Annotated in this window: 10 protein-coding genes; 3 read left to right on the top strand and 7 right to left on the bottom strand. The window is 41.2% G+C overall.

Annotation, left to right across the window (positions count from 1 at the left end):
- Positions 1-13 precede the first annotated feature (13 nt).
- From AC25CA_RS16555 to AC25CA_RS16580, 6 genes are all read right to left on the bottom strand, one after another.
- A complete protein-coding gene (locus AC25CA_RS16555) occupies positions 14-1,708 on the bottom strand; it encodes a carbon starvation CstA family protein (protein WP_486814953.1) in 1,695 nt (564 codons plus the stop codon).
- A gap of 376 nt (positions 1,709-2,084) precedes the next feature.
- Positions 2,085-4,397 carry an EAL domain-containing protein gene (locus tag AC25CA_RS16560; RefSeq protein ID WP_486814954.1) on the bottom strand — a complete coding sequence of 771 codons (2,313 nt, stop codon included), beginning with the start codon at positions 4,395-4,397 and terminating at the stop codon, positions 2,085-2,087.
- A gap of 131 nt (positions 4,398-4,528) precedes the next feature.
- Positions 4,529-4,981 (bottom strand): Fe-S cluster assembly scaffold protein NifU, encoded by a 453-nt coding sequence (gene nifU, locus AC25CA_RS16565; protein ID WP_486814955.1) that lies wholly within the window; start codon positions 4,979-4,981, stop codon positions 4,529-4,531.
- 1 nt (position 4,982) lies between these two features.
- Positions 4,983-6,158 (bottom strand): cysteine desulfurase NifS, encoded by a 1,176-nt coding sequence (nifS, locus tag AC25CA_RS16570; protein ID WP_486814956.1) that lies wholly within the window; start codon positions 6,156-6,158, stop codon positions 4,983-4,985.
- A gap of 11 nt (positions 6,159-6,169) precedes the next feature.
- On the bottom strand, positions 6,170-6,619 hold the full coding sequence (locus tag AC25CA_RS16575; protein ID WP_486814957.1) for an RrF2 family transcriptional regulator: 450 nt from the start codon (positions 6,617-6,619) through the stop codon (positions 6,170-6,172).
- 112 nt (positions 6,620-6,731) lie between these two features.
- Positions 6,732-7,415, bottom strand: coding sequence for a DUF554 domain-containing protein (locus AC25CA_RS16580; RefSeq protein WP_486814958.1), 684 nt, complete (start codon positions 7,413-7,415; stop codon positions 6,732-6,734).
- A 496-nt stretch (positions 7,416-7,911) separates the two neighbouring features.
- Between AC25CA_RS16580 and pepT the strand changes: the two genes are divergently transcribed.
- The 3 genes from pepT to lipA all read left to right on the top strand — a co-directional run bounded on the left by pepT (position 7,912) and on the right by lipA (position 11,048).
- On the top strand, positions 7,912-9,123 hold the full coding sequence (gene pepT / locus AC25CA_RS16585; RefSeq protein WP_486814959.1) for a peptidase T: 1,212 nt from the start codon (positions 7,912-7,914) through the stop codon (positions 9,121-9,123).
- 72 nt (positions 9,124-9,195) lie between these two features.
- A complete protein-coding gene (lplA, locus tag AC25CA_RS16590) occupies positions 9,196-10,176 on the top strand; it encodes a lipoate--protein ligase (RefSeq protein WP_486814960.1) in 981 nt (326 codons plus the stop codon).
- An 11-nt stretch (positions 10,177-10,187) separates the two neighbouring features.
- On the top strand, positions 10,188-11,048 hold the full coding sequence (lipA, locus tag AC25CA_RS16595; protein WP_486814961.1) for a lipoyl synthase: 861 nt from the start codon (positions 10,188-10,190) through the stop codon (positions 11,046-11,048).
- A 16-nt stretch (positions 11,049-11,064) separates the two neighbouring features.
- Here lipA and AC25CA_RS16600 read toward each other — a convergent pair whose 3' ends face one another.
- A complete protein-coding gene (locus tag AC25CA_RS16600) occupies positions 11,065-12,336 on the bottom strand; it encodes a cation:proton antiporter (RefSeq protein WP_486814962.1) in 1,272 nt (423 codons plus the stop codon).
- Positions 12,337-12,345 lie beyond the last annotated feature (9 nt).

The raw sequence follows: 12,345 nt of genomic DNA on the forward strand, positions 1-12,345 counted from the left end.
AGGGATCGTTTTATTAAGCCACTTTTTTACCTGATAGTTTTTTCGCTTGGTAATCTTTTACCGCTTTATACGATTCAATGATCATCCAAACTTCCAAAACCAAAATTACAATGTTTATGATAAATAACAAGTAATTTGAAGTATTAAAATATGCAATCAAGTTATTCACCATGCCCCACGCCGTCATAACCATCATAAAGATCATTGGAATTCCGGTGTAGATAACTGGCTTGTCTCTCTTTGCAAGATAAACCGTGATCACCATCAAAGACAAGGCCGCCAATAATTGATTGGCTGCACCAAATAATGGCCATAAAATCATAGCTCCCGCACCGCCATCTCTTGCCATTGCCAATGCCAGTGCCGACAATACAGCAAATCCTGTTGCAGCATATTTACCTTGCAATGGTTTGATTTTTAAATCCTCAGCAATTTCCGCAACGACATATCGTTGAATCCGTGTTGCCGTATCGAGAGTTGTTGCGGCAAAAGATACAACAAACACAGCAAGGATTGTTTTTGCAAAAGAAACAGAAATGCCAAGACCGGTCAAGAAGCTAGCACCACCATCAATAAAGGCACCCAATTTCGCGCCTAAACCCGATGCACTTGCCCAATCGGCATAACGTGCAGTCCATGCTGCCGCATCACCCAATCCAGCTGTACATGCAACAATAACAAGAATTGCCAAAGCACCTTCCAGCAACATAGAACCATATCCGATAAACATTGCATCTTCTTCTTTATCCAATTGCTTGGAAGATGTGCCTGATGAAACCAAGCTATGGAATCCTGAAATCGCGCCGCACGCGATTGTAATAAATAATAATGGAACCATGGATCCTGGCGCACCTGGAACATTGGTACGAATAGCAGGAGCCACGATCTCAGGTCGAACAACAACCAAACCAAGAATCAACAAACCCATTGCAATCAATAACTCATGGGAGTTCATATAATCACGTGGCTGTAGAAGCTGTTGAACCGGTAAAACAGAAGCAACAAATGCATAAATGAATAAAACGCTTAACCAGAACAGAATAGGTGTCATACCCATGATTGTTTCTGGAGATTGGAAATTAAAGAATGTTGCACCCATCCAAATCGTAACATACATCAAAATAATTGCCACGATGGATAGAGGTCCAACTTTCATCCCCTTCTTATAAACTAAGTAACCCAGTACCATAGCAATAGGAATCTCCATCCAAACTGGGAAGACAGAGGCTGGATACATAATAAAAAGTTTGCCTATAATCATTGCAAAGATCGCAATTACAATTAAGAGCAAGAAAAAGATAACGGCTAAAAATAAGTTCTTCGAAGTAGGTCCAACGATGTCCTTTGTAACCTCGCCCATGGATTTTCCTTCATTTCTTTCGGAAATAACCAATGAGCCGAAATCATGTACAGCACCCATAAAAATCGATCCCAGAACTACCCAGATGACAGCAGGAACCCATCCCCAGATTACCCCGATAGCAGGTCCGACTATTGGTCCGGTTCCCGCAATCGATGTGTAGTGGTGACCAAAAAGAATACTTTTCTTGGTTGGTACATAATCTACACCATCTTCCATAGTGTGAGCAGGTGTAAGTTTCTTGTTTGACCCTAATTCAAACAACTTTTTACCTACAAATTTACCATAGGTATTATAAGCAAGAATAAAGGCCGCATAGCAGAAAATAGCAAGTACTAATGCATTCATGAAAACCCTTCTTTCCTTTAAGAATTTTCGCCCGTCTCCGGACTTTTTAGTGAATAACCCCTTGACGACTTCATTATAGTCCTAAATATTTGATTTGAAAAGTGTAAATTTATACATTTTTCAGACTTTATCATTATGTTTATTCTCACTCTTATAATGTAATCATATGTTTATCTAACTGTGAGCTGTAATATATAATCTGCGATAATATTCAATATATTCTTTGAATACACTAAATTATTCCTTGTTTTATCCTATTCTTTTTTTCCAGCGACTTTGTATATTCTTTCTTTAACGCTTCTTTATGCAAAAAAAGGAGAAGTTGATTATCAGAATCAACTTCTCCTTTTTCTCAATATCCATTTTTTAATTTTCCCTATTCAGACCCCGTTTTTTCACTTTCCAAAGGGTCTGACACATACAGTCGGTCCAACATTTTTTCCAACCCTTTTCTGGAAAGAGGCTTGCCGAACAAGTAACCCTGAACAATATCGCATCCACGATCTTCCAAATAATGCATCTGACTGTAGGTTTCTACCCCCTCAGCAATCAGTTCAAGACCCAATTTTTGAACCAGGTCAATAATCGTATTCAAAATGGATGATTCTTTTTCACCTTCATCAATTTTATCAATAAATGACTTGTCGATTTTTAAGGTATCAAAATCCAATTCTTTCAAATAGTTCAACGATGAATAACCGGTACCAAAGTCATCAAGTGCAATCTTAATTCCACGGTTTCGCAATCCCTGCAACAACTGCAAGACATAGGACTTCGATTCGATTAGTATTCCTTCTGTAATTTCCAATTCCAACAATTTTGAATCCATTCCTGAAATTTCGAGGGCACGATCCACAATTTCAACAAAGTTTTTTTGTTTCAATTGAATTGGAGAAACATTCACAGATATAATCATATCACGCCCAAAGTGCTTGCACCATTTCACATTCTGTATACAGGCTTCTACCAATATCCATTCTCCTATGGCGTGAATCATACCGGTTTCTTCTGCGACCGGAATAAATTCAGTCGTTGAAATCATCCCTACATCATCGTTAATCCAACGCAACAGAACCTCATTTCCACGAAGGCTTCGATTATCCAAAAAATATTGCGGCTGGAAATAAAGGGCCAACTCTTTTTTGGCCATAGCTTCTCGTAAACGTTTTTCCAACTCCATGCGATGCACCACTTCATCCTTCATGGACTTATCATAGAATTGATAGTTATTTCGTCCCAACTCTTTGGCTCGATACATGGCGGTATCTGCATTTCGAAGTAAATCCTCAACACTATTCCCGTCATCTGGGAAGAAAGCAATCCCCGAGCTGATACTTAAGTAAAGCAGCCGATCCTTGATTTTCATCGGCTCTTCAAGACTATGTTCTAAACGATGAATCACTTCCACCACTTCATTCTTCTGACGAACATCCCGGATAATAATAATAAATTCATCGCCACCAAGACGGCCAACAACATCATATTTACGTAAGCAATCCGAAAATCTTCGACTCGCTTCAATCAAAATTTCATCTCCAAAAAAATGTCCAAACGTATCGTTATAATTTTTAAAATTATCGATGTCAATAAAGACGATAGAGGTTCGCAATTCCCGTTGCCGCGAATAATACAAGGCTTGATCCAATTTACTAATCACCGATGCGCGATTGGGCAGTCCCGTCAAATCATCGAAATAAGCGATCTTTCGAATGGTTTGCTCCTGCTCTCTTAAACTCGTTACATCATTCCAGGTAATGGTAACCCCGGTAGGACTTGAATCTGCATTAAAAAATGGAACCGCTACAATATTGAAGATTTTCGTCTTGTCAACTCGAATTTGAATCTCACGCTCTCTAAAAATCGGCTTTTGCTTTTTCAATGCATCTGCAATAATTCTTCGTATTTCCATTTGATCACGTTCACCGCTAAGTACTTCATAGATCTGAAAATGATCTCGTTCTGATTTTCCATCTGCAAGAACTTGATAAAATTTTCGATTCGCCATTAACACTTCCCCTGAAGCGCTACAATTAAAAATAATATCTTGTGAGTTATCCACCAATACCTGGTACCGCTCCACACTGTCGTTTAGTTTATTCTCTACATAATCACGCGACAATTCATGCTCAAAAAATGAAAAAGCCATCATAGACATAACCGCAATACCCACACATTCTGGCAAAATCAATGTCCAAGCAGAAACGCCACCGACGTTTAAGCTTGGCTCGACCATAAACTCTGCAAAATGCAGCGCCGCCAATAATACAGCCACACTCACTTGATGAGACAATTCAATTTTTGGCTTCTTCTTAAAAATCAAAAATAGTTCTATGAATAAAAATGGAATCGCCAAGATAACAATTTCAACTTGAAAATTTGGCGCATCAATTAAAATTAAATTCGTACATGCCATCAAGAAAGTGACAAGACCTGCCGCTCGACCCCCGTATAGAAGTGCAACCGCCACCAGAATCATCTGTGAAGGAACCAGATTTTCGACACCCAAGTATAAAGGCAAGAAATAAATCAAGATCCCAAGAGCGCCTAGAATTCCACCCAAAATCAAAGCACGCCAAAGAGAAGAGCGTTTAATGATCTTTGGATAAATTTGTCCAAAGAGAAAGGCTCCAGTAATAAACAAGGCGATGTTTAGGGTAAGATCAAAGACAAATTCTGAATATTGGTTCATTCCCATCCTCCTGATCATGCACTTTCTATGTAGGTATATATTTTAAGTATACCATGTATCATAAACTTCTATCACTGATTATTTTTTTAAATAAAAAAAACGGTGAAATTCACCGTTTTTCCAAACTTCCTTTAAAACTCGCCAATCTCCTCGATCAAATCATGATGGTCATCATCCGCATCAGGATCAAAACCTTCCAATTCCGGATATGCTTTTCCATTCTTCTTTGCATAGTCAAAGATCGCTGCTTTTAAAGCTTGCTCCGCCAATACCGAACAATGGACTTTTACTGGTGGCAATCCGCCCAAAGCCTCAACGACTTGCTTATTTGTCAGTTGCAAAGCTTCCTTTACCGATTTCCCCTTTACAATTACTGTCGCAATTGATGATGCTGCGATCGCAGAGCCACAACCAAACGTTTTAAATTTAATATCTTCAATGATTTCATCCGCATTAATACGTAGATAAATACGCATAATGTCACCGCATTTCACATTGCCAACTTCGCCCATGCCGTCTGCATTCTCGATTTCACCTACATTACGTGGATTTGTAAAATGATCCATTACGATTTCTGTATACATCTTATTTTGCCCCTTTCGCTTCTTCATATAATGGTGACATTCTTCGCAATCGATCAATAATCGGTGGAAGCTGTTCCAAGATATAATCAATATCATCTTCCGTTGTAAAATCCCCAATGGTCAACCGCAGAGATCCGTGTGCAATATCGTGTCCCAATCCAATCGCCATCAACACGTGGGATGGATCCAAGGAACCAGAGGTACATGCAGATCCGCTTGATCCTGCAATTCCCATCATATCTAAACTCAATAAAATTGACTCACCTTCAATATATTTAAAACATACATGCACGTTTCCAGGATGTCGTTGAACCCGATCTCCGCTCACACGAGTATCCGGTATTGCCTCCACCAAACCATTGATCAACTTCTCTCGCATGGAAACCAAACGCTCCACATGTTGATCAAAGTGATCGTAGGCGACTTCCACAGCCTTAGCAAAACCAATAATCCCTGCGACATTTTCTGTGCCTGCACGTCTTCTACGTTCTTGCGCTCCACCTTCAATCAGATTCGGCACTCGAATGCCTTTCCTCACATAAAGTGCGCCAACCCCTTTGGGACCATATATTTTATGGGCTGAAAAAGACATCAAATCGACGGGCAGTTTGCTCAAGTCAATTCGAAGATTTCCCAAGGCTTGAAGCGCATCCGTATGAAAAACAATCGAATGTTTTTTCGCAATCTCTCCAATTTCAACGATGGGTTCAATGGTTCCAATTTCATTGTTGATATACATAATAGTAATTAAAATAGTTTGATCCGTAATCGCCGCTTCTACAGCCTTCGGATCGACAAGGCCCTTGTCATCAACATCTAAATAAGTAACATCAAAGCCCTCTTTTTCCAAAGTTTCACAGACATGCAAGACCGCATGATGCTCGATTTTACTTGTAATAATATGATTCCCTTTGCTTTTTCTTGCCTTTGCTATTCCTTTAATCGCCCAATTGTCTGCCTCTGATCCTCCAGAAGTAAAATACAATTCCTCGGGTGCACAATGAAGACGATCTGCAATTCGCTTTCTTGCAGCATCCATATCGTGTTTTGCCTGTCTGCCTGTCGAGTAGATACTCGAAGCATTTCCAAATTTTTCAGTGAAATACGGAAGCATTTCCTGAAGTACCTCTTCCTTTACAGGCGTTGTTGCCGAATAATCCATATATACTTGACGCATGCTATTCCCTCCTACTTGGTATTCATATCTGATATGGAATCTTGAAGATTCCGAGATTGTTCATCGAGCATATCTTGAAGGCTGATATTGTCTACAACCTCATTAATACTTGCATAAATTCGATCATAAATCATTCTAGAAGCACAAAAATCTGAATGATCACAAGACGGTTGACCCTCGATCACACAAGATGCCGGTGCCAATGGACCTTCTAGCAATTCAAGAATCTCCCGCACACTAATCTCATCTGGCTGCTTAGCCAATAAATATCCACCCTGAGCGCCACGAACACTTTTTAATAATCCTGCTTTTCGCAAGGGACTCACCAGTTGTTCCAAATAGTGAATCGAGATACCTTGCCTCTCCGAAATTGCGGTTAGACTGATCGGCCCAGAGCCATCATTCAAGGCCAAATCAAACATTGCTTTTAAACCATAGCGGCCCTTCGTTGATAATTTCATAAGCCCTCCTTCTAATTCCTAGTCATTTACTAGGGATTCGTGCATTTCTAGAATAATATATCCGAGTAAATCTGTCAAGATTAATTGTAAAAAAAATCACCCTCTCGAGTGATTAAAAAATTGCCAGTAAAATAATCGGCAAAAACATGGCTGGAAGCATGTTCCCCACAGGAATTCTTTCCTTGCCGACCTCCAGAATATTTAAGCCTAGTCCAAGTATTAAAAGACCGCCCACCGCTGACATTTCCAAGACAACAGCTTCCGTTAAAACTGGCTCCAAGCTAGATGCCAGCAGGGTAATTCCACCCTGATACAAAAATACGGCAAGGGCAGAGAATAAAACACCGATTCCCAAAGTAGAAGAAAGAATCAAGGAGGTAATTCCATCCAACAAGGATTTTGCAAATAAGGTTTCATGATTTCCATGCAAGCCAGACTCAATGGCGCCAACAACAGCCATGGCACCAACACAAAAAATCAATGAGGACGTAACAAAACCCTCTACAAACGGACTGTCCCCCCGGCCAAATCGTTGATTCAATCGCTCACCCAATCGATCCAAACGCGCTTCAATCTTCAACGCAGTTCCCAACAAGGTGCCTAAAACGATGGAAAGAATCACCAATATAAAATTGCTTGTTTTTAATGCACCGCTAATCCCTATAACCAATATCGCAAGCGAAATCGCTTTAATTATCGCTTTTGAGTAGTTCTCTTTAATCCCCTGCTTCACAAGAAGCCCCACAAAAGTACCGATGATAATCGCACCTGTATTTACAATTGTACCCGTCAACATTATGTCTTCACTCCCGTTCGTTTTTATGAATTGATTCGACTATAGCTTCAATCGATTTTATGGCTTTTCCTCTCACTCTTCTTAAAAAAAGAACCCTGCAAGAGGGTTTGCATGAACCTGTCCATCTTTTCAGCCAGTAACTTATTACATAGAATCATAGCACAAAACTTACATAATTATCTATCTTTTCTTACGGCTTCATGAAATTCTCTTCTCTTTCATTAACTTATTGATCACAAGCCTAAAATTCCTCTTTTAAGCTACACAAATACTCTTAATTGAAAGCTTATTGTGCCTGTTTATAAACCCCCACATTCCCACAAAAACACGAATCCTTTATTTAATCCCTTCACTTATTCTATTGGCAATAACCCTTTCGATTAAAGCAATCTTATCAATTAACCTAAATCATTTGACTCTACGCTGAATTCACATTTGCACAATCTTCAATAATTGTCTACACTCAAAGAAGAGAATCACTTTAAGGAGGAAAATAATGACCGTTGTTGAACGCTTTATCCGCTACGCAAAAATGAATACGCAATCAAAAGAGGGAACCGATCAATCTCCCAGCACCAGTGTGCAATGGGATCTTGCCCATCTCTTGGTAAAAGAATGCACAGATCTTGGCTTAAGCCAGGTATTGCTTTCCGAGCACGGTATTGTAACAGCTACTCTGCCAGGCAACACCGATGGCGCCCCCACAATGGGATGGATTGCCCATATGGACACCGCTAGCGATCTGTCGGGTGAACATGTGCAGCCAGCATTTGTCGAAAACTATAATGGTAAAGCCATTCAACTCAATGAAAAATACACATTGAGTCCCGATGATTTTCCGGAACTAACAGACTATATCGGTCAAACCCTGATCACGACTGATGGGAATACCCTTTTAGGGGCCGATGACAAAGCCGGAATTGCCGAAATTCTTACAGCAATTGAATTCTTAATTCAGAATCCAGATTTGCCACACGGTACCATCCGTTTGGGTTTTACCCCAGATGAAGAGGTCGGTCAAGGGGCCGATCACTTCGATGTAACTGAATTTGCAGCGGATTTCGCCTATACCATCGATGGTGGTGCTCTTGGCTCCATCGAATTCGAAAACTTCAATGCCGCTTCAGGAATCGTCACGATTCAGGGCAGAAATGTTCATCCCGGCAGCGCTAAACACAAAATGATTAATGCAAACCATCTTGCTCAGGAGTTTGATGCCTTGCTTCCCCATTTCGATCGACCAGAATATACCGATGATTATGAGGGTTTCTTTCATTTAATGAACACTCATGCAAGCGTTGAAGAAGCGACCCTTGACTATATCATCCGCGATCACGATGCCAAGACTTTTGAATGGCGAAAAGACTTCTTTATCAAATGCGCAAACCAACTGAATCAAAAGTACAAACAAGAATTGGTTTCCGTTTGCGTAAAAGACAGTTATCAAAATATGAAAGAAATGATCCTGCCTCATTACCATGTCGTACAAACCGCCCTTGATTCCATGGAAGCGGTTGGCGTGACACCAAGAATCGACCCCATCCGTGGTGGAACCGATGGCGCACGCTTGTCCTATCTAGGTCTTCCGTGCCCCAACCTATTTACCGGTGGCCACAATTACCATGGTCGATTTGAATTCATCCCGGTTGAATCCATGGAAAAAGCCGTGAATGTGTTGGTTGAAATTGCCAAACGAGTCAGTAAATAGAAGTGAGCAAAAGTTCAAATTGACAGAAAACAAGCCTCCCCATATAATGAAGAAAAATTGGGGAGGTTTTTTGTGCTAATAATCCGTAGTGATCGTACCGACGCACCTTTTTTTCATGCCGCCGAAGAATTCTTGATGGAAAATACCCAAGAACCCGTCTTCATGCTGTGGCGCGCAAAAAAATCAATTTTACTCGGAAAAAACCAAAATGCTTGGAAGCAAGTGAATCTAGACTATGTCAAAGAACGAGAGATACTTTTGGTTCGACGCTCCTCCGGCGGCGGAACCGTCTTTTGTGATCTTGGAAATATCAATTTTTCCTTTATTGAAAATCACGGAACCGAGAAGCTCAATAATTATCGGCTCTTTACGAAACCCATTTTAGACGTGCTCAATAAAATGGGTATACCCGCTATTTTCAGCGGGCGAAATGATCTGACGATTGAGGGACATAAGTTCTCTGGCAACGCGCAATATCGAAAAAAGAATCGACTTCTCCATCACGGAACCCTTTTGTTTTCGGCTGACCTCAAGGATCTTGCCGGCGCCCTTAAGACCGATCCCTTAAAGTACAAGGGTCGAGGTATTGAATCCGCCGCAAAGCGGGTGACCAATATCGCCTCTCATCTAACGAAACCGATGGATGTATTGGCGTTCCGCGAGTTGATCTACACCCATATGCTTGCAAAGGATCCGGATTCACTGATTCGTGACTTCACAGAAACCGAGATTTTAGAAATCGAAACCATCGCTGATAATAAATATCGCGACTGGGACTGGACCATTGGGCAGTCGCCCAAGTACGACTTTCATCGGGAGCACCGATTTACCGGTGGAATTGTCGAAATCGACCTTTCCGTGGAAAAGGGATTCGTTACCGATATTGTTTTTCACGGCGATTTTTTAAGCCGCCTCGATTTGTCGGATATCCAACTCGCCATGATCGGAAAGCGCCATGATCCCGATAGCCTACTCTCGGTTCTTAAAGCATTCCCTCTGGAAGAGTATTTTTATGGAATTACCGAAGACGAATTGCTTTCCCTCATGTTTTAAAGGAGAATCTTATGATCAAACGAAAACCAGAATGGCTTCGCATCGACATGAAAGCCTATCAACCAAAAGAGTTAAAACGGGTAAAAGCGCTAATTGAAAAAACTGGCCTTCATACCGTTTGTCAGGAAGCCAATTGCCCCAATCAATATGAGTGTTTCAGCAAACGTACTGCAACCTTTATGATTTTAGGCAGTCAATGCACCCGCAATTGTAAATTCTGCAATGTTACCCATGGTGTCGCTGGTGCACCCGATCCACAAGAGCCGGAAAAGGTCGCTGAAGCCGTTGAATCACTGGGGTTAAAATATGCGGTAATCACTTCAGTCACCCGAGATGACTTATCCGATGGCGGTGCCGGCCACTTTGCCAAAACTATTCGTGCCATCAAGGCAAGAACCCCCCATGTAAAGGTAGAGGTGTTGATTCCCGATTTTCAAGGAAATGAAGCTGCACTTCAGATCGTTATCGATGCCGCTCCCGAGGTCATCAACCACAATATTGAGACGATTGCCCGCCTCTACGACACCATTCGACCGGAAGCAAACTATCAGCAAACCCTTACCCTCATTCAAAGGGTGAAGAAGATTGCACCGGCTATCAAAACCAAATCGGGTATTATGGTCGGCTTAGGAGAAAAACCCGCAGAAGTTGAAGCTGTTATGCGCGACCTTCATGACCACGGATGCCAAATGCTGACGATCGGGCAATATCTGGCGCCAAGTCGCCAACACGCAGAGGTTGTAGAATATGTGACTCCTGAACAATTCAAGCTTTATGAAAGTTATGCCACAGCCCTTGGATTTGCTCATGTCTCCAGCGGACCTTTTGTTCGCAGCTCTTATCACGCCGCCGATCCATTTGAAAACCAATAAGGAAAAAAGGAATCGCTTAGCGATTCCTTTTTAATGCCAATTCAAAATCTTCAATTGAGATTACCTTTCGAATGGTAGTCCCCTGAATTACTATCGAAAAAATAACAATCATATAAGTCAAAGCTTGAATCCGATTGCTGAGAGCACTTTCCGGCAATTGCAGGGCCAGAGCGATCGTCAACCCGCCCTTCAATCCGCCCCAGGTTAAAAGACGCATCAAATTCCAGCGATTGCAGCTCAATTGCATCCGTTTTCGATAAATAAGCACAGGAAGAGTAACGGCCAGATATCGACCCAGGATTCCGATTCCGATGACAAACAAACTTTCTAGCCATAGATGGTCAAAAAAGGTTAAAAATACAACCTGAAATCCAATCATCATAAAAAGAAATCCATTTAAAATCTGATCGGTCATTTCCCAAAACACATTCAAGAGCGACTTTGGATTGCAAACCAGTTCAATATCATGAACCCGTGTTGCAATGGTGATCCCAACTACAACCACAGCCAAGGGACCATTCACCTGCAGCGTAGTTGCCGCTGAACTTATAAAAAAAACCGATGCTAGAGTAATAAAGATGGCGGTTATATCTTGGCGAATCCGAACCAGAAGAAATACGACTAGGATACCGACGACAAGACCCAATAAGACCCCACCAAAAATTTCCTCCCCCAAAATTCGCATCACGTTTCCCGCTCCCACTGCCTCTGGATGAATTTTCACACTCAAGAGAATCAAAAAAAGGGTATAACTCACACCATCATTAAACAGAGACTCACCAAAAATCAAGACCTCTAGCCGCTTTGGCAGCTTCATCTCACGTAAAATACTAATCACTGCAATGGGATCTGTGGGCGCGAGAATGGCACCAAAAAGAAAGGCATCAATCCAAGCAAGTCCAATTTGAAAGAGACCATTTAAAACGAAATAGAAAAGAATCCCATAGATGAGGGTTGAGAAAACAACACCCAGGCTTGCAAGGACCAAAATCAAGCTCCGATCCGGTTTCAAATCTCGACTAGATAAGTGAATCGCTCCAGCAAACAGAAGAAAGCCCAAGGCATAATCCAGTAAAAAGGTTTTGAAATCAATCAGGGTTAAGTAATTCAAGAAAATGGTGTGTCCAAAGGGAATGCCTATCAGCTCACATAAAATTAGAAAAACAGAAAAACCCAAGGACAAGACTGTTAAACCGATTGTAAAAGGAAGATGAATAAATCGCTCATTGATAAAAACAAAAATTGCGGCAACCATCATCAAAACGGCAAAAACTTGTTGAAAAGTCATGAAATCTCT

The organism is Gottschalkiaceae bacterium SANA (assembly GCA_036323355.1).
Lineage (GTDB): Bacteria > Bacillota > Clostridia > Tissierellales > GPF-1 > GPF-1.